The sequence below is a fragment of the Nonomuraea basaltis genome (assembly GCF_005893125.1).
Taxonomy (GTDB): Bacteria; Actinomycetota; Actinomycetes; order Streptosporangiales; family Streptosporangiaceae; genus Nonomuraea; species Nonomuraea basaltis.
Map to the genome: position 1 here is coordinate 1 of NZ_VCJS01000220.1, position 21,068 is coordinate 21,068.

27 protein-coding genes are annotated in these 21,068 nt (G+C 67.6%); 11 read left to right on the top strand and 16 right to left on the bottom strand.

Features of this window, described 5'->3' with window-relative positions; translation table 11 throughout:
• Positions 1–369: 369 nt before the first annotated feature.
• Positions 370–657, top strand: a complete 288-nt coding sequence (locus EJK15_RS55135) for a hypothetical protein (protein WP_138718462.1) — start codon at positions 370–372, stop codon at positions 655–657.
• A gap of 862 nt (positions 658–1,519) precedes the next feature.
• On the opposite strand, the gene EJK15_RS55140 is transcribed toward EJK15_RS55135, so the two are convergent.
• From EJK15_RS55140 to EJK15_RS55155, 4 genes are all read right to left on the bottom strand, one after another.
• Positions 1,520–2,173 (bottom strand): dihydrofolate reductase family protein, encoded by a 654-nt coding sequence (locus tag EJK15_RS55140; RefSeq protein ID WP_138718463.1) that lies wholly within the window; start codon positions 2,171–2,173, stop codon positions 1,520–1,522.
• Positions 2,174–2,379: 206 nt separating this feature from the next.
• Entirely contained in the window at positions 2,380–2,784 is a 405-nt protein-coding gene (locus tag EJK15_RS55145) for a hypothetical protein (RefSeq protein WP_138718464.1), read from the bottom strand.
• A gap of 443 nt (positions 2,785–3,227) precedes the next feature.
• A complete protein-coding gene (locus tag EJK15_RS55150; protein WP_138718465.1) occupies positions 3,228–4,709 on the bottom strand; it encodes an MFS transporter in 1,482 nt (493 codons plus the stop codon).
• Between the two features lie 77 nt (positions 4,710–4,786).
• Positions 4,787–5,161, bottom strand: a complete 375-nt coding sequence (locus EJK15_RS55155; protein WP_138718466.1) for a VOC family protein — start codon at positions 5,159–5,161, stop codon at positions 4,787–4,789.
• 102 nt (positions 5,162–5,263) lie between these two features.
• Between EJK15_RS55155 and EJK15_RS55160 the strand changes: the two genes are divergently transcribed.
• On the top strand, positions 5,264–5,623 hold the full coding sequence (locus EJK15_RS55160; protein ID WP_206061728.1) for a helix-turn-helix domain-containing protein: 360 nt from the start codon (positions 5,264–5,266) through the stop codon (positions 5,621–5,623).
• 18 nt (positions 5,624–5,641) lie between these two features.
• Here EJK15_RS55160 and EJK15_RS55165 read toward each other — a convergent pair whose 3' ends face one another.
• Entirely contained in the window at positions 5,642–6,529 is an 888-nt protein-coding gene (locus EJK15_RS55165) for a LysR family transcriptional regulator (RefSeq protein ID WP_138718467.1), read from the bottom strand.
• A 355-nt stretch (positions 6,530–6,884) separates the two neighbouring features.
• The gene (locus EJK15_RS55170) at positions 6,885–7,802 is read right to left on the bottom strand and encodes a LysR family transcriptional regulator (RefSeq protein ID WP_240777816.1); all 918 of its coding nucleotides are present in this window, start codon (positions 7,800–7,802) and stop codon (positions 6,885–6,887) included.
• Positions 7,803–8,060: 258 nt separating this feature from the next.
• On the opposite strand from EJK15_RS55170, the gene EJK15_RS55175 reads away from it, so the two are divergent.
• Positions 8,061–8,291 (top strand): helix-turn-helix domain-containing protein, encoded by a 231-nt coding sequence (locus EJK15_RS55175; protein ID WP_206061730.1) that lies wholly within the window; start codon positions 8,061–8,063, stop codon positions 8,289–8,291.
• 34 nt (positions 8,292–8,325) lie between these two features.
• Here the strand turns inward: EJK15_RS55175 and EJK15_RS73625 are convergent, their stop codons facing one another.
• The 3 genes from EJK15_RS73625 to tsaA all read right to left on the bottom strand — a co-directional run bounded on the left by EJK15_RS73625 (position 8,326) and on the right by tsaA (position 9,979).
• Positions 8,326–8,772, bottom strand: coding sequence for a hypothetical protein (locus EJK15_RS73625; protein WP_206061732.1), 447 nt, complete (start codon positions 8,770–8,772; stop codon positions 8,326–8,328).
• A 178-nt stretch (positions 8,773–8,950) separates the two neighbouring features.
• Positions 8,951–9,316 carry an ATP-binding cassette domain-containing protein gene (locus EJK15_RS55185; RefSeq protein ID WP_338089944.1) on the bottom strand — a complete coding sequence of 122 codons (366 nt, stop codon included), beginning with the start codon at positions 9,314–9,316 and terminating at the stop codon, positions 8,951–8,953.
• Between the two features lie 300 nt (positions 9,317–9,616).
• Complete coding sequence (tsaA, locus tag EJK15_RS75510) at positions 9,617–9,979, bottom strand: tRNA (N6-threonylcarbamoyladenosine(37)-N6)-methyltransferase TrmO (RefSeq protein WP_240777818.1); 363 nt, start codon at positions 9,977–9,979, stop codon at positions 9,617–9,619.
• Positions 9,980–10,021: 42 nt separating this feature from the next.
• Between tsaA and EJK15_RS75515 the strand changes: the two genes are divergently transcribed.
• The 7 genes from EJK15_RS75515 (at position 10,022) to EJK15_RS71770 (ending at position 14,316) form a co-directional block, all read left to right on the top strand.
• Positions 10,022–10,228 (top strand): N-terminal phage integrase SAM-like domain-containing protein, encoded by a 207-nt coding sequence (locus EJK15_RS75515; protein ID WP_240777817.1) that lies wholly within the window; start codon positions 10,022–10,024, stop codon positions 10,226–10,228.
• A gap of 102 nt (positions 10,229–10,330) precedes the next feature.
• Positions 10,331–11,020 (top strand): site-specific integrase, encoded by a 690-nt coding sequence (locus tag EJK15_RS55195; protein WP_206061734.1) that lies wholly within the window; start codon positions 10,331–10,333, stop codon positions 11,018–11,020.
• A gap of 245 nt (positions 11,021–11,265) precedes the next feature.
• A complete protein-coding gene (locus EJK15_RS55200) occupies positions 11,266–11,814 on the top strand; it encodes an EF-hand domain-containing protein (protein ID WP_138718470.1) in 549 nt (182 codons plus the stop codon).
• A 360-nt stretch (positions 11,815–12,174) separates the two neighbouring features.
• Entirely contained in the window at positions 12,175–12,540 is a 366-nt protein-coding gene (locus EJK15_RS55205) for a hypothetical protein (RefSeq protein WP_138718471.1), read from the top strand.
• Between the two features lie 270 nt (positions 12,541–12,810).
• Positions 12,811–13,122 (top strand): immunity 53 family protein, encoded by a 312-nt coding sequence (locus tag EJK15_RS55210; protein ID WP_171075104.1) that lies wholly within the window; start codon positions 12,811–12,813, stop codon positions 13,120–13,122.
• A gap of 70 nt (positions 13,123–13,192) precedes the next feature.
• A complete protein-coding gene (locus EJK15_RS55215) occupies positions 13,193–13,705 on the top strand; it encodes a hypothetical protein (protein WP_138718472.1) in 513 nt (170 codons plus the stop codon).
• A 77-nt stretch (positions 13,706–13,782) separates the two neighbouring features.
• A complete protein-coding gene (locus EJK15_RS71770; protein WP_171075105.1) occupies positions 13,783–14,316 on the top strand; it encodes a hypothetical protein in 534 nt (177 codons plus the stop codon).
• Here the strand turns inward: EJK15_RS71770 and EJK15_RS55225 are convergent.
• The 7 genes from EJK15_RS55225 to EJK15_RS55250 form a co-directional block, all read right to left on the bottom strand.
• The gene (locus tag EJK15_RS55225; RefSeq protein WP_206061736.1) at positions 14,306–14,860 is read right to left on the bottom strand and encodes a cyclophilin-like fold protein; all 555 of its coding nucleotides are present in this window, start codon (positions 14,858–14,860) and stop codon (positions 14,306–14,308) included. The two genes, EJK15_RS71770 and EJK15_RS55225, sit on opposite strands and share 11 nt — an antisense overlap.
• On the bottom strand, positions 14,857–14,988 hold the full coding sequence (locus EJK15_RS76800) for a hypothetical protein (protein ID WP_276615542.1): 132 nt from the start codon (positions 14,986–14,988) through the stop codon (positions 14,857–14,859). Before EJK15_RS76800 ends, EJK15_RS55225 begins: the two co-directional genes overlap by 4 nt.
• A gap of 95 nt (positions 14,989–15,083) precedes the next feature.
• Positions 15,084–17,291, bottom strand: a complete 2,208-nt coding sequence (locus tag EJK15_RS55230; protein WP_138718475.1) for a xanthine dehydrogenase family protein molybdopterin-binding subunit — start codon at positions 17,289–17,291, stop codon at positions 15,084–15,086.
• Complete coding sequence (locus EJK15_RS55235) at positions 17,288–18,268, bottom strand: FAD binding domain-containing protein (RefSeq protein ID WP_138718476.1); 981 nt, start codon at positions 18,266–18,268, stop codon at positions 17,288–17,290. Before EJK15_RS55235 ends, EJK15_RS55230 begins: the two co-directional genes overlap by 4 nt.
• A 1-nt stretch (position 18,269) precedes the next feature.
• On the bottom strand, positions 18,270–18,794 hold the full coding sequence (locus tag EJK15_RS55240; RefSeq protein ID WP_420847165.1) for a (2Fe-2S)-binding protein: 525 nt from the start codon (positions 18,792–18,794) through the stop codon (positions 18,270–18,272).
• Positions 18,795–18,948: 154 nt separating this feature from the next.
• Complete coding sequence (locus EJK15_RS55245) at positions 18,949–19,716, bottom strand: SDR family NAD(P)-dependent oxidoreductase (RefSeq protein ID WP_138718478.1); 768 nt, start codon at positions 19,714–19,716, stop codon at positions 18,949–18,951.
• A gap of 68 nt (positions 19,717–19,784) precedes the next feature.
• Positions 19,785–20,111 carry an MDR/zinc-dependent alcohol dehydrogenase-like family protein gene (locus EJK15_RS55250; protein WP_138718479.1) on the bottom strand — a complete coding sequence of 109 codons (327 nt, stop codon included), beginning with the start codon at positions 20,109–20,111 and terminating at the stop codon, positions 19,785–19,787.
• Between the two features lie 134 nt (positions 20,112–20,245).
• Here EJK15_RS55250 and EJK15_RS55255 point away from each other — a divergent pair.
• The coding region (locus EJK15_RS55255; protein WP_138718480.1) for a helix-turn-helix transcriptional regulator at positions 20,246–21,068 on the top strand (823 nt) is incomplete at its 3' end.

Sequence of the window (21,068 nt, forward strand, 5' to 3'; positions counted from 1 at the left end):
AAGAGTGCTCCTCGCTCTGGAAGGTTGTTGATCTCGACAATCCGTAATCTTCCAGATCAGGGGCACTCTTCGTTGTCTATCGGGTCATTTCGTCTCGGATCTCCTCAAGGCCTATGAATAGCCAAGGCAAGGTACGTCAAGCGGCTTCCCAATACAGGGAATGCCGGATGAACGAGGAGATGGCGACGGTGATCCGGCCAGACGAGACCAGCGAGACACAGCCGTGCTCGGCATTCGGGGGCGCGGAGTGAAGTTACGCACCTCCCGCCGTGCGCTGCTCGTGGCTGATGAGGACATCGATTCGGTGATGGGTGGGGAGCGGGAGTGTCTCGACTGCCTCGGAGACGGCCAGGCCGGAGGGAGCGAGCAATGAACTCGATCACGATGTTGACGCCTGAGGCTCTCAGGCGACAGGACGAGGCGCGAAAGCTGGTGGTGCTGCGTGATCGGCTCGTGGAGCTCGGGATCGGTGCCGAGCTGCGCGAGAACGACAGCACGTTGATGGTGCCCCGTCCCGAACCCGGGCTGCCGATATGGGTGGTCATCGAGCACGGCGGGGCCTTCTACGCGTGGGACACCAATCACCAGCGGCATCCGGTGCACGATCCCCAAGGCGCGGCCCTGGCGCTGGCCCATGCGGTCAAGCGCCGCCGATAAGACGGGCGCGGTGAGGCGGTGAACCTCTGAGAGGGGTTTCAGAGCGCTGCCCCCGCCTTGCCGTGCCTTAGCTCCCCGGCAGATAGGTGTCTCCATTCCCGGGCGGATCCCCAGGTCTACCACGCCCACCGCCCGCGCCCTGTCTGCCGGGGTCTTGGCTTGTGCGTCTATCCGGGACCTGATGACGAGGATGGGGCACGCCAGCACGCGCGCCGCGATCATCTACCAACACTCCACCGACGAACGTCAGCGCGAGGTGGCAAAGAAGCTCGACGACCTGGCACGCGGGGCACTTGACAAGCCATCGGGCACGCAACGGGCACGGGACCCTGAATAGCTTCTAGAAAGATCAAAAGCCCAGGCCAATGACCTGGGCTTTTGTATGTGTGGAGCCTAGGAGATTCGAACTCCTGACTTCCTGCTTGCAAACAGCGCTAGGTCAATCCGCCTACCAGGGCCAAACCTATTTGACCTGGGGAAATGGGAAATATGATGTTGACCGATCGGTGTTGATCGGGGCTCACTCCTCCCAAAAACCTCCCACCCTCCACGCCGCGATCCTCGTCGAATAAAGGGCAATCGATCAGGGGCCTGAGCAGCAGCCGACGGCGCGGAGAGCCGCTGAGAAAGACTATGCGGGCACCGACTTCCCAACCTTGATCAATAGCGGCACCGACGTGGCGGCACTCCGAGGCCCCGCCACGCCCAAGGCCGACCCGCTCCCACCGATACCCCCGTGCCGGCACGTCATGGCCCAGCGACGAGGTTGCAGCCGCTCCAGACCTATAGGTCGGGCCTCGCCGCCCGGAGCCTCTCCTCAGGGGCCGGCCGGGCGACGAGAGCCTGACCGACCCCGTTGTGCTCAAGCGATGGCCTCCTCGCCGTCGCTCACCACGAACTCGCCGGTGCCGGTCGTGCCGATCTCGGTTTGGCTCAGGGTGAGGGCGACGGCTCCTGAGCCTCCGCTCAGCACCTGGGATTCGGTGATCTGGTAGGTCGCCGGGACGGCGCCGTCGGCGAACAGGCGCTTGCCGTCCCCGACGACGACCGGGAACTGGATCAGCCGGTAGACGTCGACCAGCCCGGCGTCATGCAGGGCGCGCACCAGCTGCCAGCTGCCGTGCACCTGCAGCTCACCGCCTGGCTGAGCCTTGAGTCGGCGCACCTGCTCAATGAAGTCGCCACGCAGCACCGTGGTCTTGCCCCAGTTTGCCTCGGCGTCGGACAGGGTGTCGCTGACGACGTACTTCTGCCAGGTGTTGAGGGCGGTGGCCACGATGTTGTCCGGATCGGTCACCTGCGACCAGTAGGTGCGCATCATCTGGAAGGTGTTGCGTCCCAGCAGAATGGCGTCCGCCTTGCGGAACCAGCCGTCAATGGGGGCGAGCTGGCCGTCGGCGGCGTGGGGCACCAGCCAGCCGCCGCGGCCGAAGCCGTTGCTCTGGTCCTCCGTCAGCCCGCCGGGGCCCTGCATGACGCCGTCGAGGCTGATGAAGGTGTGAACGCTGAGTTCCATGTCCTGCTCTCTGATAGGTTATGCGATTTCCACCTGTAGACCGGACGGCCGTGGCGAACGCGGGCCGGCGGGCGCCGGCCAGGTGAGCGTGGCGGCTTGGCCGCCCTGGCGAGGCTCGGCCCGTCCCTGACCCGGCACGCCGCCGTGTCACCGGGGCCCGGACAGGACCCCGGTGACCAGCTACGGCTGCGCAGGTCGACATCTGATCAGGCGGCGTCGACAGCCGCTGTGATCTTGCTGGCCATGTCGGCCATGGTGGGGCTGGGCTCGCCCTGGTGGGTGCGGGCGGCTGCTTCGATGGAGACGATGACGGTGCGGCGGAAGTTGTCGGCTTCTGCCGGAGCCTGCTGCTTGAGCAGGCTCATGGCTGCGGTCAGGGCCGGCAGCACCTGGTCGGCAAGGTCGGCTACAGTCTTGCCCCATTTCACGCCCTTGGGTGCCTTGGCGAGCACGTGCCCGACCAGGCCGGTTGCGGAGGTCAGCGCGATGGAGCCCTCGGTGGCGGCCTTGTGGGGCGAGCCGGCGGCACCAGCGGCGGACATCAGCGAGACGGCGCCCCACGCGGCGGTCCGCAGGGTGAGCTTGTCCTGGTCAGTAAGGGTGATCGACATGATGGTGAGCTCCTATACATCTGTTACGAAATTCAAATCGAACGGACGGATGGTGGACTGCGGTCCTATTGGTGACCGAGGTATCTGGATTGCTTAGGTCGGGTCGCTCGAGGGGATCTCACCCAGCCTTGAGGTGCGCAATCGCTGAACCGTTCATGGCATCCACGATCGCCGACCGCTCTGATACGGGGCCGTTGCCGTCCTGATGCGGCCGCTGACACGACACCGCATGGTCGACGGTGAGCGCGAGGGCCGGCCAGCTAGGTCGAGGACGTCCGTGAGGGTTCAGCGGCGGGCGGGATGAGCGGGCAGGAGTGGATGTTGCGGCTGGAACATGAGCCAGTTCCTCAGCCACGTCTGTGACGACCTGGTCTGCTCGGCCGAGCATCGGCGCCAGGTCTACTCCGGCGATCTGCTCCAGTGAGCGGCTTCAGCGAGCGGCTTCAGTGAGTGACACTGACCGGGGTCTGCTGCTGGATCAAGGAGGCGGCGTGGGCGCCGACCTTGCGGCCGCGCAGCAGGAGCAGAGCCAGTACGGCGGCGCCGAGCACTCCGGCGGCAGCGCCGAGGAAGGCGGTGGACATGGCGGCGTCGTAGGCCTGGCGTGCGGCTGCGGCCAGGGACGGGTCGGCCACGGCGGCGGCTACGGAGCGGCGGGCCTCCTCCGGTGCGGTGGCCGGCATGGCGGAGGTGTAGCTGCTGGTGGCCAGGCTGCCCAGGATGGCGACGCCGAGGGCGGCGCCGGCCTGCTGGATGGTGTCGTTCAAAGCCGAACCGACACCGGCCTGCTCGGTCGGGACGGCGCTCATCAGCGCGGCGATCGCCGTGGGCCCGGCCAGGCCGCTGCCGGCGCCCAGCACGACCTGGGCGATGGCCAGGGCCAGGAAGCTGCCGGGGGAGGAGAAGCCGAGCACGGCGAAGCCGGCGGCCATCACGATCAAGCCGAGGACCGCGGTGGTGCGGTTGCCGAGCTTGGTGCCCAAACCCGCGCCGACGCCGTTGAAGACCACCGACGCGATGAACATCGGGATGAAGGCCAGTCCGGCCTGGGTGGGGGTGTAGCCGAGCACGAACTGCATGTACTGGGTCAGCACCAGCAGCATGCCGCCACTGCCGATCTGGACCAGCGTCAGCGACAGGCTGCCGCCCGCGAAGTCGCGGTCGCGGAAGAGCTGGAGCGGCACCATCGGGTGCTCGGTGCGCAGCTCCCAGCCGATGAAGGCGGCCAGGGCGACGACGGCGACGATCAGCGGGGTCCAGGCGATGCCGTGCGCGAGTTCGTTGATCGTCCACACGAGGGCGGACATGCCGATCATGGACAATACGGCGCCGACGGGGTCGGGCTTGGTCGCGGAGCCCTTGGATTCGGGCATGAGGGTCAAGGCGGCCAGGATGGCCAGGAGTGCGATCGGGACGTTGATCCAGAAGACCGCTTCCCAGCCGAGGGAGGCAATCAGGGCGCCGCCGGCGACGGGGCCGCCGATCAGGCCGAGCACGGCGAAGGCGGCCCCGGCGGCCATGGCCTTGCGCCGTTCGGCCTCGTCGGGGAAGACGACCATCAGGATCGACAGGGTGTTGGGCATGATCATCGCGCCGCCGACGCCCATCGCGACGCGGGCGGCGATCAGCTGGCCGGGGTCAGTGGCGAGGGTGGCGGCCGCGGAGGCGGCGCCGAACAGCGTCAGGCCGATGACCATGAGCTTGCGCCTGCCGTACCGGTCGGACAGGGATCCGGCGGTGAGCAGCAGGCCGGCGAAGACCAGCATGTAGGACTCCAGAATCCACTGGATGTCCTGCGAGGTGGCGCCCAGATCGGCGGCCAGGGAGGGCACGGCGACGGTGAGTGCCATGTTGTCGATGACCAGCACCATCGTGCTCAGACAGAGCACGATCAGGATCAGCCAGCGACGAGGATGCGGTTGCATACTTCTAGCTTCCATTCAAATACAGAGAGTGATCAACTGGGGGTGGCGCGTTCCACGCGCCTTCCGTTGGGGGTGGATCAGGCGCCGCCGGGTGCGATCCATTCGGTCAGCTCGACGACGATGCCGTTGGGGTCGGTCAGGCGCATCAGCCGCTCACCCCACGGGTTACGCCACAACCGCGTGGTGATGGGTGCGTCCTCGGCGTGCAGGCGCGTGTATTCCTTGGCTAGATCGGTGACCGCGAACGCCACCACCGGCTGGGCGATCCGCTCACGCGGCAGTTCGAGGTCGCGCTGGTGCAGCAGGATGTCGGCGGCCGCATCGTCGCGGCTCAGCCAGGTGAAATCCGGGGTGTCGAGCACCTCGCGGAAGCCCAGATAGGTGGTGAAGAATCGGCGGGAGCCTGCCAGATCGTCGACGGTGAAGACGACCGTTGAGGCGACTATGTTCATGGTTCTGCTTGTATGCGGTTGTTTGCCACGGTTTCCCTCCTATGTGGTGATTCGTCCTGGATTAAGGTTGCCGGTACGGCCTGGCCGGGGCAATACCGGATCTTGCAACGCTGCGTTAACCGCAGAGTTCACGCCGGGGAGGACACGCGGGAGATCCGCGACGTCGAGATCTTCCTGACGCTGGCCGAGGGGCTGCGTGTCGGCCGTACGGCGGAGCGGCTGCACGTGTCGGCCGCGCGCGTCAGCCAGGCGATCAAGAAGCAGGTACGCAACGTCGGCGCCCCCTCTTCGAGCGCACCAGCCGAGCCGTACGGCTCACACCAGTCGGCGAACACCTTCGCCAGGACCTTCGGCCGGTCTACGAAGGAGCTTCGCATCAGCATGGATCGGGCCCGATCAGCCCGCTCAGGGGAAGACCGACGTGCCGCGCATCGGCATGGTCGGCAACAACACGACCGTTGACGAGGGCTGTGGACGGCCTCAGCCGGGCAGCGGTCCCAGGTCGCGGACGACGCGGGCGAAGGCGCGGATCATGTCGTTCTCCGCGGCGCTGAGCCACACCATCCCGTACGGCAGCGCATCCATGTCCTTGACGGGCAGATAGGCGATGTCGGGGCGGGCAAAGTACCAGCTCATGTGGACCGGGAAGAGGGTGACGGTCTCTCCCAGGACCGTGTGCATGAAGATGTCCTCGAGATTGTTAAAGGTGGCGGTGCGGTCGATCGACCGGCCCTTGGGGGTGGACTCCGGGACGTAGTGGTCTTTCCAGTAGCCGGGCGCAGGCTCGATGGCCACGTGCTGGAAGTCGCTGACCGCCTCCAGGGAGACCGACGACCATCGGGTGAGCGCATGGTCGCCTGCCACGGCCAGCACCCTCGGCTCGGCGAAAAGCAGCGGACCCACTGTGAGGTCGGGCTCCTCGACCGGCAGCCAGGTGACCAGGATGTCGACCTCTCCGTTGCGTAGCTGGGCGAACGGATCCTGGAAGACCGACATCCGCAGGCGCAGCTCCCACTGCGGGTGCCGGGCGCGGAAGGTCTCCCAGTAGCGGCGCAGCTCCTGGACGTTGAGGGGGAACAGGCTCACCCGGAGCGTGCCGGTCTTGCCGCGTGCGGCCTGCCGTGCCCGCTCCAAGGTCTGCGCCAGGCCCTGGTGCACCTGGCGCAGGTCATCGCGGAGCTGCTCACCCAGCCGCGTGAGCCGGACGCTGTGGCTGTTCCTCGCGAAAAGCTCGGCACCGATGGCTCGTTCCTGCTTCTTGATCGCCTGGCTGACTCGGGCCACAGAGACGTGCAGCCGCTCGGCGGCGCGGCCGAAGTGCAGCTCTTCGGTCAAGGTCAGGAAGATCTCGATGTCCCGTAGCTCCACAAAGCCCCATTTCGCCCATCTGTGCCATATGTGGGGGGAAGTCTGGCATATAGGGCCAAGTGGGGAAGCAGGCGAGTAACCGGGCCTCTCTTGCGGTCGCCCCTGACCTGCGTAGAGTCCTCATCGTCCGGCACCCGTAGGGCCGGGATCAGGCGCTGGTCTGCCCGGCCGGCGTCGCTGTGATCATGTACGCGCCGCGCGGGTGTGCCCAGGTCGGCGTTCTCAGAAATGGACCAATTATGCGAGGTCAGCGCGTCGCGCGTTGAGCGGTGCGTTCGGCCAGGTCGCCGTTCGCAGAACCTCTCTCGCAACTCCGATGTTCTGAGAGGCGCTTTTGCACAGGAAGATCTCGACGTCACGGATTCCACAGAGGTCTCCCAAGGTGGAGCGGGCCGAGGTCGCGCACGGTCTGGGCGAGGGCGCGCACGGCGTCGGTCTCGGCTTCGGTACGCCACACCAGCGCATAGGTGAGGGCTTCGAAGTCGTGGAAGGGCAGCCAGGCGATGTCGGGCCGGTTCCAGTAGCGGGCGGAGTGGGCGGGCAGAGAGTTGACGACCTCTCCGACGCTGACCAGCGCGAGCAGCTCCTCCATGTGGGTGACCAGCGGGCCGCGCACGATCCGGTGCCCGCGCGGCGTGTGCGGGGGGATGAAACCGTCGGCCCAGTAGCCGGGGGCCCGCGGCGCGTCGGTGTGGGGGAAGTCGGCGAGCATCTCGATCGAGGCGATGGGCCGGGTGGCCAGCTCGTGGCCAGTGGCGACGGCCAGGACTCTCGGGTCGGTGAACAGGACAGGTCCCACGGTGAGGTCGGGCTCCTCGACGGGTAGCCAGGTGACCAGGACGTCGACCGTTCCCTCGCGCAGCACGGCGAAGGGGTCGTTGAAGGGGGCATGGCGGATGCGCAGCTCCCACTGCGGGTGCCGGGAGCGGAAGGCCTGCCAGTAGCCACGTAGATCGTGCGCATTGCCGGGGATCATGCCGACGCGCAAGGTGCCGGTAACGCCTCGGGCGGCCTGCCGTGCCCGCTCCAGGCTCTGCGCCAGGCCCTGGTGCACCTGGCGCAGATCGTCCCGCAACTGCTCACCCAGCCGCGTGAGCCGGACGCTGTGGCTGTTCCTCGCGAAAAGCTCGGCACCGATGGCTCGTTCCTGCTTCTTGATCGCCTGGCTGACCCGGGCGACAGAGACGTGCAGCCGCTCGGCGGCGCGGCCGAAGTGCAGCTCCTCGGCCAGCGTCAGGAAGATCTCGATGTCCCGTAGCTCCACAATCCTCATTTCGCCCATCTGTGCCATATATGGGGGGAAGTCTTGCATATAGGGTCAAATGGGGAATAAGGCGAGTAACCGGACCTCTCTTGCGGTCGCCCGATCTGCGTAGAGTCCTCATCGTCCGGCACCCGTAGGGCCGGGGATCAGGTGTTGGTCACCCTGGTGCTGCGCGGCTCGCTTCGCGTGCTATCGGGCATGCAACGGGCACGGCTACGGAACAAGCCTCACATGCATATCCAGCAATAGAGCAATTGATCTTCTTTCTTGGCGCGAGTCGCTGGAGGGTCGGCCTCGGCGCGCGAGCGGGGCCGTCACGGCGGCCGCCCGAAGGTGTTCGACGACGACATGATCGCCTACGCGCGCAGCCTGCGCGCTCGGGGTGTGCCGGTGCCGGAGATCGCGCGCAAGCTGGTCATTCCCACCGGCAAGAACAAGGGCCGTCACCCCTCGCTGGCCAGCGTCTACCGGGTGCTGGGCGAACAGGTCGGCGCCTGAGCGGACGGGGTCCGGCTTCAGGTGCTCATCTCGATCACGTCGCCGTCTGCTCCTGGGCGGTGGGCTCGGGGGGCGCCGGTTCGGCGTGGCAGGCGCCGGAGGCGCGGAAGGGTTCGGCGAGCTGGGCGAGGTAGGCGGTCGGGTAGTTCGGCTTGGCGGCCATGCCGAGCTGGTCGGAGGAGAAGCGGCGGGTGGGGTCGTAAGAGAAGGTGCCGAGCAGGTGGTCCCAGGTCAGGGTGAACTGGCCGAGGCCCTGGCGGGCCAGCAGGTCGCGCATGCAGGTCTCGACCTGGCGCCAGAGAGCGTGGGGGCCGGCACCGGACGCGGGGTGCAGCCAGATGCGCAGCGCGGACGGCGCGGTTTGGGCGATCTGGGACAGCTCTAGGCCGGGCACCGCTACCAGCGCGAACCAGGTCAGCAGGACCGGGGCGCGGGTCGCTAGAGGCTCACCGAGCAGGATGGCCAGCACGCCGGTGAACATCGGGTTGCTCGGCGCGAGTCTTGCCGCCTTGGTGAAGGCGGATAAAGGGCGCGAAGAGATCAGTCGGGGTAAGAGTCATGCCGAGACGTCCTTCCTACGGTGATCTTACATCTGGCGGGTTGTGCCTGGGGGGCGCCGGCGCGACTGTCCGCAGCAAAGGGTCGAACGACATGCCGACTCATTCACTCGCTACCGGTGTCAGGGAAGCGTTCCAGAAATCGGCGTAGCGGCCGCCGCGGCGCAGCAGCTCGTCGTGGCTGCCTTCCTCCACGATCCGGCCGCCGTCCAGGAAGACGATGCGATCGGCGCGTCGGACGGTCCGCATCCGATGTGCCACCATCACCACCGTCCGGCCCGCCATCAGGCGCTCGACACCCTCGTGGACGGCCGCCTCATTGACCGGGTCCAGGGCGGAGGTGACCTCGTCCAGCAGCACGATGGGCGCGTTCTTCAGCAGCGCTCGCGCGATCGAGACACGCTGGCGCTCACCACCCGACAGCAGTGCGCCGCCCTCGCCGACATTGGTCGCCCATCCGCCGGGCAGTCATCACCACGGCCGACTGGTGCCAAAACTCGCTGAACCGTCGCCATCCGGCTACACACCGGCACCGACCCCGAGTGGCATCTGGCGGCCTGGGAGTCGCCGCCCGCGAAGACCACCTTCCGCTACCCCCTGACCATCCGCATGATCAAGTGATTCTCCTGGCCTGAGCTTCACTGACCGGGACGTGGTGTTCTGGCCCGGGGACCGAGGGTGGGCGCCGGCGTTCTGGTTTGGGAGGGGGCGCCGGCGCTCTGGCTTGGAGGGTGAGCTGAGGATGCCGCCGTCCGGCTTGGGAGGCGGCTAACGCTCGGTTGTCTGGTCGAGCACCGGTTTCACGTCGATGATGGGTGTCGCGTCCAACGCCTCCAGGTTCTGTACGCGCACCCTGGTGCCGTCGATCGACACGATCTTCACCCGATGCAGCCCGATCGGGTTCGGACGATCAGGCGAACGAGTGGAGAAGACTCCCGTTTCCGGCCGCGTCGCATCACCGCGCGGATGAACCACCAGGACATCGCGGTCCGCCCGATCAAGCCAGGTGAGCACGATCACCTCCTCGCCCGCCCGCAGGTCGCGAAGCCCCTCGCGTACGTCCGGCTCGAACACCAGCCACGCGTCGGGCGCCCCTTCATCGCCCTGCTTGGGAGCCATCTCCCGGTCCACCAACAGCTCTCGGACTACCTGACGTACTGGCTCACGAACGTCGTGAAACCCAACCTCGCGCCCAAGACGGTGGCGAACTACGAGATGTTCGCCCGGCTCTACATCACGCCAACGCTCGGCTCCAAGCGGCTCGACAAGCTGACCGTTCGGGACGTCCAAGCCTGGCTGAACAAGCTGCGCCGTTCCTGTCTCTGCTGCGATCAGGGTAAGGATGCCGCTCGGCCCGAGAGTCACAGCAACCCGAAGTGACGTCGGCACTGCTGCGCCGTCGGCAAGTGCTGTCAGTCGCTGCCCTCGGAGCGGACGGTTCATGACGCCTACATGACGCTTCGGGCTGCGCTGAGCAACGCGGTGCGGGAGGAGACGTTGACCCGCAACGTCGCCGCCAACGTCAAGATGTCGGTTCCTCGGAAGCGCAAGATCAAGCCTTGGTCCGTCGAAGAAGCCAGGGCCTTCCTAGAGTCAGCGCGCACGAACGAGGACCCGATGTACCCCGCCTACGTCCTGGTGCTCGTCCTCGGGCTGCGCCTGGGTGAGACGCTCGGGCTGCGTTGGGAAGACGTGGACCTCGACCAGGCCGAGATGACGATCGGCTGGCAGCTCCAGCGCGTCGGAGGAAAGCTGCTGCACCGCCAGACGAAGACGGACGCGTCCGACGCCACGCTGCCGTTCCCGGAGAACGTCACGACGGCCCTCCGTGCCCGTCAACGAGCACGCGACACCGCCCGGGAAGCGGCTGGAGACGATTGGCAGGACACAGGGCTCGTCTTCACCACCGCCAGTGGCCGCCCGATCGAGCCGTCCAACTTCCGGCGCAGCTTCGCGAACGCCTGCGCCAAGGCAAGCGTACGGAGAGTCCACGTCCACGCGACTCGCAAGACCTGCGCATCCTTGTTGGTCGCCCTCGATGTCCATCCGCGCGTCGCAATGCAGATCCTCCGTCACTCGCAGATCGCGGTGACGATGAACATCTACAGTGAGGTCTCGTCAGAGGAGACGCGCAAGGCGCTGAAGCGCTTGGGGCAGCACCTCGGCTTCTGAGCCATCCACGCATCATCAGGGCCGCTGTCAGGTGACGTGATATCTGGCCGCGTGCCATCCAAATTGGCCAGAGCGCTGGCCAGTGCCAGTGGAAGTGGCCAGCGCAGGCTCGGCGTCGGCACCGGCGGATCGAGCAGGGGAGATGACACAGAAGCGTGACCGTGCATTTACCCTGAGTAAGTAGAGTGCTACGTTGAGCGAGATTCGGGGGAACAACGTTCCGTCACTCTGACCGGAGGCTTGCAATGTCCTCATCGCTCACCGCATCCAATCTGGCCCTCATCTTCGCCGCACTGGACAGCAACGATGACAACCGGCTGACCGCCGCCGACTTCACCCTGAGGGCCGACCAGTTCTGCGCCGCCCTCGCCCCCGACCCCGACTCCGCCCACCACCAGGGCATCAGGAAGGGCTTCGCGGACTGGTGGGAGCACCTGCGCACCGTGGCCGACATCGACCGCGACGGCTCCGTGAGCTGCGCGGAATACCTGGCCGCCGCAAGCAACAGAGCCGGGCGATCGGCAGACGGGCACGCCGAGGTGGTCCTCAGCCTGGCCGCTCCGCTGTTCGACGCCACCGACACCGACGCCGACGGAGCCATCTCCCTCCAGGAGTACGTCCGCTTCTACACCGCCATGGACCTCGACGGAAAGATCGGAGAACTGGCCTTCGCCCGCCTCGACAACGACGGCGACGGCCGGCTCAATCGCCAGGAGTTCCTTGACGGCGTCCACGCCATCCTCACCAGCGAGAACCCCGCCGACCCCGGCACCTGGATGCTGGGCCGCACCTGACCCCGCGTACTTGTGCGGCGGCAGCTTCTCACAAGCCGCCAACCCCAGAGTGGCGGCCCGCTGGAGCTTTGGGGTTCCAGGCCACGAAGGGCCTTCTCGCCGGAGAATGGCCACTTTCGATGGCACGATCGCTTGGGCGGACTGTGTCAGCCAATTGGCCAGCGCAAGGTCACGCCATGATCGATAACCAGATTCGATGTCACCTGACAGCCGCTTCCCCAGGGAGCGGCCGTCAGCATTCCGCGAGGAGCTCCGATCTGTCGGTCTCTCTCACTACGATCACCGCATGTTTGGCTTACACGCGTTGGAGTCGATTCTCCTTGTCCTGCTGCTGGTGATCCTCGGGCTCGGAATCAGCCGATGGATGAGACAACGCAAGGTATCGCGTATCTACGTCGGCCTGGACCTCATGACTCTGTCGATGTGCAGGTCCGGGCGCACGACCTGATCGAGGCGGGACGGTTTCATGACGCTGTGGACCTGATCCGCAAGGAGTCCCAGGTATCCGGGCCGACCGCATTGGAAGTCGCGAAGGTTCTACGTGCCGGTGGGGTCCTGCCGGGCTTCCCGGTGTTCGATGAGGATGACCTGCCCACCCGGATCCGCAAGCTGATTGAGGCCGGCCACCGAAAGCAAGCCGTCTTCCTTGCGCGAAGCACCGAGGACATGAGCCAGTCAGAAGCTGAGGCGTTCGTCGACTCGCTCTCAGGGGAGCCGAACGCCTGACGCCGGGGCGAGTTGTCGCCGTAGCTGTATTTTGCAGCTGTACAAGATCGAAAAGGCCACTTCCCGATTATAGGAAGTGGCCTTCGAAGTGCAGTGGAGCCTAGGAGATTCGAACTCCTGACTTCCTGCTTGCAAAGACGCACGCCGATCTTGCTCGATCTGCGGAGCCGCAGCTCACGGCGCTGATCGCGTTCCCCGTGGCTCCCCGCTGCTCCCCTTCGTTTCCCGCCCTATCGGGCACGCGACGGGCACGGCCGGCAGACTCATCACGTGATCACGGATGCGCTCGTCTTCCTTCAGTCTTGGTACGCCTCCTGCTGCGATGACGACTGGGAGCACGGTTACGGCGTGATAATCGAGACCTTGGACAATCCGGGATGGCGTCTGGAGGTCGATCTCGTCAACACGCCTCTTGCAGGGGCCTTGCTGGACCGCATAGTGGTGGAACGCACCGAGGACGACTGGGTACACGCGTGGAGCAATGGGATCCACTTCGGAGGAGCGTGTGGGCCTCTGAACCTCGGTGAGCTGTTGGAAGCATTTCGAGACTTCGTCGGCAATGCTGTCTCGCCCCCTGGCTGATGCTCTCGCCGGCTGGGCGGAGGCCGACTGCCCCGAGGAGCGCGTCGACGACATCGGGCACAATCACTGAATGTTCGACTTCGGGATCCCCGGATACAGGCCGGAATGGTTAAGCGGACGCACGGCGATCACTGCCACTCATGGGGCGAGACTGGGCCGCCTCGTCGACCGGCGACTGACCCGAGCGCTGCTGGTGTGGGACCTTGACGAGGACAAGTGGTTCGCTGACTGCCCGGTCCTCTTGGACTTCGAGGGTGAGCAGGTCGAGATCAACCACTGGAAGTTCGACGAGCTCTCCATCACCTGGAACACCATTGATCCAGCGCGCGCGCCGGATTGGCCGGACTTTCACCTCGCGTGGCGAGACGACATACCGGATGAACTCACCGCACTGGTCGGGCAGCCTTGTTCGGCAGTGGAGCTGCTGATGTGGAGGAACAGGGATCTTGTGGAGGGGGCCATCGTGTCCTTGGGGTTCGGCTTTCCGAACGGCCAAGTGACGGTCCACAACGCGCTTGATGAGAACGGCATGGAGTTCACTCCGCCTGGCGACCACTACGCGCGGTACAACATGGCCCCCTGATCCGTAGGCTCCCAAAGGATCTCGTCGGGGATCTGGGCGTCACTCCATGCCTATTGGATGATGAGCTGCTTCCTACCGTGTGGAACATCCTGAACCGAGCCGGAGTCGACCCCGCTCCGCGCCGCAGCGGGCCGACATGGAAGCAGTTCCTGACCGCCCAGGCCGAGCACATCGTCGCCGTCGACTTCCTGCACGTGGACACCGTCAACCTCACACGCTTGTATGCCCTGATCATGCTCGAACATGGCAGCCGTCGTGCCCACCTGCTCGGCGTCACCGCCACCCCCGCTGGCCCGTGGGCTGCTCAGGCCGCTCGTATCCGACCGGAGTTCCGCTCGCTCACCAGCGCCGTCTCCTCGACGAAGGCGATCGACCACGGCGTCTGGAGCCCCGACGCCACATCGAGGGGAGTCCCTACAGAGCCGTTGCCCGGCGTTGATATCGAGCTCGGAGTTGGCCCGGAGGTCCCTGTCACGGTCGTGCCGTCGGTGTTGTTTCTCGGGCTACACGCCGCCAGGGTCACGCCGAGCAGAACGGACGCCGTGCATGCCACCGTGACGGTCCTCCTCACGCTGAGCATGCGGCGACTTCGGTTCGCCATCAGTCGATGACCTCGACGGTGACGTCTCCGCCTTCGAGGCGCTGGAGCTGTTCGAGCGGCGCGTCGTAGGTGCCGATGTGGATCGTCTGGTCGGAGTAACCGATCCCGGCGGCGTTGTAGTAGAAGCCGAGGTTGCCCCAGGAGGTGAAATAGATCAGGTCGCCGTCCTCGGGGTCAGAGCCGGGGGAACCGCTGTGGTTCAGTTTCCGCGAAAGGTAGCTGATCTTCTCTTTTCCCGCGAGATCCTCGAAGGTGAGCGTGAGCGGCAGCATGGACAGGAAGTCGCGGACAGCCGGGTTGTCCTGGCCGATCGTCACGTCGACCGAGGTCGCGTTCGACGAGAACCGCACTACCGTGCCCACGATCTTGGTCGTCTCGCCGTCGGTGTCGCTCGTGCCTGAGCGGGGAGGCGCCGAAGGGGCTGCGGATGGCGACGCGGGCGTCGAGGTCGTGGGCTGGTCAGATGCTGAAGGGGCGGCGTCCGGTTCGGACGCGCTGCACGCCGTCAGGGCGAGCAACGCCAACAGGCCGACAGCGGGCACGGCGTTCTTCACTTGTATTGCTCCGTCGTTGCAATGAGCGGGGCCAGAGATTCGAGGGGCAGGGTGAGGTCGAAGACCTCGCCAGGGTTGATCTCACCGTTCATGACCGGATCGATGAGCTCGGGCAGGAACCGGCGCACGGCATCCGGGCCGCCGGGCAGGGCCGGAAAGCGGACATCGTGGCACCCGCGAAGTGGGTGAGTTCGCGGGTACCGCGGGTGGAGGCCGGCCGGCATCACAGGAGGGCTTCGATGGTGATGGGAAGGTCGCGGATGCGGCGGCCGGTGGCGTGGAAGACGGCGTTGGCGATGGCCGGCGCCACACCGACGATCACCACCTCGCCCAGCCCCTTGACGCCGATGGGGTCGGCGGTGCGGTCGTCTCCGTTGAGGTAGATGGCGTTGACGTCGGGGACGTCGGCGTTGACGGGGACGAGGTAGTCCGCCATGTTCGCGTTGACGATGCGGCCGTCGCGTGGATCGGTGACGGTGTGCTCCAGCAGGGCCATGCCGATGCCGCCGACCATGCCGCCGATAGCCTGGCTCTCGGCGAGCTTGGGGTTGATGATGCGGCCCGCGTCGTACACGCCGAACACCCGCCGGATCCGGACCAGGCCGAGGCGTTCGTCGACGGCGACCTGGGCGAACACCGCGCCGTAGGCGTGCGTGGAGAACCGTTCCACCTCCTGGCCGGGGGTGTAGCCGCCACGTGCCTCCAGGTGGGGGCGGTTGTTGCGGGCCAGCAGTTCCCGGTAGGTCTCGCCGCGTTCGGGGTCGTCGCGCAGGTGCAGGCGGCCGTTCTGCACGACGACGTCGTCGGCGGAAGCGCCGTGCAGGGGTGAGCCGGGGTCGGCGACGGCGAGCCGGATGGCCTGCCGGCGGAGCTTGTCGCAGGTGTCTTGGACGGCGGAGCCGACGCTGGCCATGGTCATGGAACCGCCGTGGGGCGGCGACGGCGGCATGGTCGAGTCGCCGAGCTGGAACCGCACCTTTGGCACGGGGAGGCCGAGGGCGTCGGCGGCGACCTGGGTCATGGAGGTGTAGGTGCCCGGGCCCATGTCGGAGGTCGCGCACTGGACGATCGCGGTGCCGTCGGCGTCGAGTCTGGCCAGGGCCTGGGCCGGGGCGCGTTGCGTGTGGTAGGTGGCCACGGCGACGCCGGTGCCGATCAGCCAGTTCCCGTCGCGGGCCGAGCGCGGCCGGGGGTCGCGGTCGTCCCAGCCGACGGTGCGGGAGCCGACGCGGAAACACTCGCGCAGCCGCCGGGTGGAGAACGGTACCCCAGTGCCCGGATCCCGGTCGGGTTCGTTGCGCAGGCGTAGCTCGATCGGGTCCATGCCCAGGTCGTAGGCGAGCTCGTCCATCGCGCATTCGATGGCGTACGCGGCGGTGGCCGCCCCGGGGCCGCGCATCCAGGTAGGCGTGTTGACGTCCAGCGGTATCGACCGGTAGGTCTGGCGGACGTTGGGCGTGGCGTACACCATCTGCCCTTGAACCATCAGCGCCTCCCGGTAGTCCTCGTATGCAGAGGTCTCGGCGCGTATGTCGTGCACGGCCGCGGTGAGCCGTCCGCGCTCGTCGGCGCCGAGGGTGAGCTTGTATTCGGTGACGGGGCGAAAGCCCGTCCCGGTGTACAGCTGCTTGCGGGTCAGCACCACCTTCACCGGGCGGCGCACCTCGCGGGCGGCCAGCGCGGCGATGGCGACGTGCGGCCAGGCCCGCAGGGCGCTGCCGAACGCGCCGCCGACGAACGGCGAGATGACCCGGACCGCCCCCTCCGGGATGCCGAACACGGTGGCGAGGTCGCCCCGGGTGTTGAGGACGATCTGGGTCTTGTCCCACACGGTGAGCCGGTCGCCTTCCCAGCGGGCGATGGTGGCGTGCGGCTCCATCGGATTGTGGTGCTCCCGGTTGAGCCGGTACGTCTGCGCCAGACGGGTGTGCGCCCGCTCCAGCGCCTGGTCGACGTTGCCCCGTTGGTAGTTCTCGGGCTGGTTGGCCTCGCCGGCCGGGGAGGACAGGTCGGTCGCGGGCCGCTCGCCGTCGTAGGCGACCTTCACCAGGCTCGCCGCGTGCTGGGCGATCTCCAACGATTCGGCCACCACGACCGCGACCGGCTGGCCGAAGAAGCGGACCCGGTCGTCCTGGAAGACTCGCAGGCGTTCCCCCCGGGCAGGGTCGGGCACGCCGCGGAAGGGCCGGTAGGGCAGTTTCGGCGCGTTCAGATGGCTGATCACCTTGAGCACACCGCGCTGGGCGACGGCGTCTCGAGTGTCGATCCCGGTGATCCGCCCCCGGCCGACGGTGCTGGTGACGATCACGCCGTGGACGACGCCGCGCACGGTGCCGTGGGCGTCATGCTCGGCGGCGTAGGCGGCCTGGCCGGTCACCTTCAGCCGTCCGTCCACCCGGGACAGTGGCGTGCCCGCCGTAGGCCGTGTCATCGCGTGCCTCCCACAGTGCGCAGTTGACGTTCGACGGTACGTTTGAGCAGTTCCGCTTTGAAGCCGTTGTGGCGCCGCGGGCGGGCGCCGTCCGCCGAGGCCGCGGCGGCCTCCGCCCACAACCGCTCGGAGGGGCGGGCGCCCACCAGTCGCCGCTCCACCGTGGTCAGCCGCCACGGCACCGTGCCCACCCCGCCGGCGGCGACTCGGGCGTCGCGGATGAGGCCGCCGGTGATGTTCAGGACGACCGCCGCGGAGGTGAGCGCGAACTCATACGACTGCCGGTCGCGGACCTTCAGGTAGCCCGATCGCATGAGCTGTGGATGCGGTGGGATCTCCACCGCAGTGATCAGCTCGCCCGGCCGCAGGTCGTGCTCGCGGTCGGGCGTGTCGCCCGGCTGCAGCAGGAACTCGGTCAGGGCGAGGCTGCGCTCCCCGTCCGGGCCCAGCAGGTGCACGGTCGCGTCCAACGCCACCAGCGCCACCGCCAGGTCGGACGGATGGGTCGCCACACACTCATTCGACGTGCCCAGGATCGCGTGCGAGCGGTTGTAGCCCTCCAGGGCGGCGCACCCCGAACCGCGTTGCCGCTTGTTGCAGGGGGCGGTGACGTCGCGGAAGTAGGTGCAGCGGGTGCGCTGCAGGATGTTTCCCCCGATGGTGGCCATGTTCCGCAACTGTGCCGACGCGCTCAGCTCCAGCGCCTGCGAGACCACCGGGTAGGCGGTGCGCACCCGTGGGTGCGCGGCGACGTCGGACATGCGCGCCAGGGCGCCGATCCGCAGCCCGCCGCGCGCGCCGGCCTGCACCTCCCGTAGCGGCAGGCCGCTGATGTCGACCAGCGTGCCGGGGCGCTCCACCGTCTCGCGCATCAGGTCGACCAGCGTCGTGCCGCCGGCGATGTAGCGGCCGCCGCGCGTCCCGGCCGCGAGTGCGGCGCGGGTGTCGGCGGGCTTGGTGTAGGCGAAGGGGTACATGTCAACTCCCTCCACGGCGCGCGGCCTGCGCGACCGCGTTGACGATCTTGACGTAGCAGCCGCAGCGGCAGATGTTGCCGCTCATCCACTCCCGGATCTCCTCCCGGGAGCCGGTGTGGCCTTCTCGGATGCAGCCGACGCCGGACATGATCTGGCCCGGGGTGCAGTAGCCGCACTGGAAGGCGTCCTGTTCGATGAAGGCCTGCTGCAGCGGGTGCAGCTCGTCCTCCTCGCCCGGGGCGAGCCCTTCGACGGTGGTGACCTCGGCGCCCTCCAATCGCACCGCCAGCGTCAGGCAGGCGTTGACGCGGCGGCCGTCGACCAAGACGGTGCAGGCCCCGCAGGCTCCGGCGTCGCAGCCCTTCTTGGTGCCCGGCAAGGCGAGCCGCTCGCGCAGCAGGTCCAGCAGCGACGTCCGGTTGTCGATCGTCACCTGGTGCCGCCGCCCGTTCACCGTCACCGACAGCGTGCTGCTGTGACCATCGGGCGCCACGGCCTGCCCGACCGACGCGCCGGTCTCGTCCACGGCGAGCGCGGACGGAAGGACACCGGCTACCGCGCCACCGAAAGCGGTCGTCGACAGAAAACCCCTCCGGGACACCCCCGACGTCCCCTCCCCATCCTGGCGGTCTTGGCCAGGGAGCTCATCAGACATGAGATCCTCACTTCTCCTTCAGGTTTCAGCGGGCGACGTAGCCGCCGTCGACGGGGAGTGCGACTCCGATGACGAAGCTGGCGCCGGGGCTGCACAGCCACAGGACGGCTTGGGCGATCTCGTCTGCGGTGCCGAGTCGGTTGATGGGCTGGTCGGCTTCCGCCTGTGCACGGTCGAGTTCGCCCTTGGCGATCATGTCGGCGACCATCGGGGTGTCGATGGGGCCAGGGCAGACGGCGTTGATGCGGATGCCGCGTGGGGCGTACTCGAGTGCGGCGCTGCTCGTCAGGCCGATCACTCCATGCTTGGAGGCGTGGTAGGCGGCTCGGCCGGGCAGGCCGACGAGGCCGCCGAGGGAGGAGCAGTTGACGATGGCTCCGCTGCCCTGGGTGCGCATGTGGCGCAGTTCGTGCTTCATGCAGGCCCAGACGCCGCGCAGGTTGATGTCGTGGACGCGGTCGAAGACTTCAGCGGGTTCGTCGGCCGCGTCGCTGGGTGGCGCCTGGATGCCGGCGTTGTTGAAGGCCATGTCGAGGCGGCCGAAGGTTTCGACGGTCCGGTCGACGACGGCGCAGACTATTTCCTCGTCGCTGACGTCGCAGGGCAGGGCGATGACCTGGTGACCGGTGGCGGTGAGTTCCTTGGCCGCTGTGGTCAGGGCGTCTTCGTTGATGTCGGTCAGTGCGACGGCGGCGCCGGAACGGGCGAAGGCGTGGGCGGTGGCCAGGCCCATGCCGGAGGCGGCGCCGGTGACGAGGGCGACCTGGCCGGTGAAGTCGAAGGCGGGATTCATGAAGGTGCTTTCCCTTCGCAAGGCTGGAGCTGAGGGGCAGCGGTCGGGTTCGGCGTCGGTGTGGTGTGTCAGACGGTCTGGCCGCCGTCGACGACGAGGGCGTGTCCGGCGAGCGGTACCCGCGCCGGCTGGGCCTGGGTTGAGAACGAGCCCATGAGCACGCGGCGGACGCACGAGCTCTGGTAGCCCGCCCGGCAGATCTCGCAGGTGTTGGCGCAGGCGAAGAACGAGCCGATCAATGAACTGGCCCGGCCTGGTAGTGACCTGACTGCCGACCTCCTCCACCACCCCGACGTCGCCAGGCGGATGATCGCGGCGGTCAGCTCGACGATCACCGGGCCCGGGCGCTGCTCGACGCGGACGTCGCCCCAGGCGTATAGAACTGCTCCACGCATGAGCGGATCTCCCTGCCGTTACTTACCGTCAAACGTTCAGGAAACCGGCTCCCTCTCGCGCCAGGAAGGTCGGGTTTATCGGGGGGACAACCTCCACCCCCCCTTCCGCCCCGGCCGATACCTACAGTGAAGGCGTGGACAACCGAGACGAGATCCGCGACTTCCTCACCAGCCGGCGCGCCAGGATCACCCCGGAGCAGGCCGGGCTAGCCCCCGGCGGACGCCGCCGGGTACCCGGCCTGCGCCGCGAAGAAGTCGCCGTCCTGGCCGGCGTCAGCACCGAGTGGTACACCCGTCTGGAAAAAGGCCACATCACCGGCATCTCCGACGACGTCCTCCACGCCGTCGCCCGAGCTCTCCACCTCGACGATGCCGAACGCGCCCACCTGTTCGACCTGGCCCGCGCCGCGGGCACCGGACACCGCACGCGCCGCCCCGCCCGCGGGGTGCGGCCCGGGCTGCAGCGAATGCTGGATGCCATGACCGACGCCCCCGCGATCATCCGCAACGGCCGCATGGACATCGTGGCCGCCAACCACCTCGGCCGCGCCATGTACTGGCCGGTCTTCCAAACCCAGCGCCCCGGCCGCAGCCCGCGCTCAGCGCCCGCGCGCACTTACCCGGCCAACGTCGCGCGCTTTCAGTTCCTCGACCCGGCCGGGCCCGACTTCTTCCCCGACTGGGACACCGCCGCCGACGTCACCGTCGCCCTCCTGCGCACCGAAGCCGGCCGCGACCCCTACAACAAGGACCTCACCGACCTGATCGGCGAACTGTCCACCCGCAGCGCCGACTTCCGTACCCGCTGGGCCCAGCACAACGTCCGCCTCCACCACGCCGGCACCAAGACCTTCCACCACCCCGCCATCGGCGACCTCACCCTCGACTACGAGTCCATGGACCTGCAAGCCGACCCCGGCCTGAACCTGACCGTCTACACCGCCGCCCCCGACACCC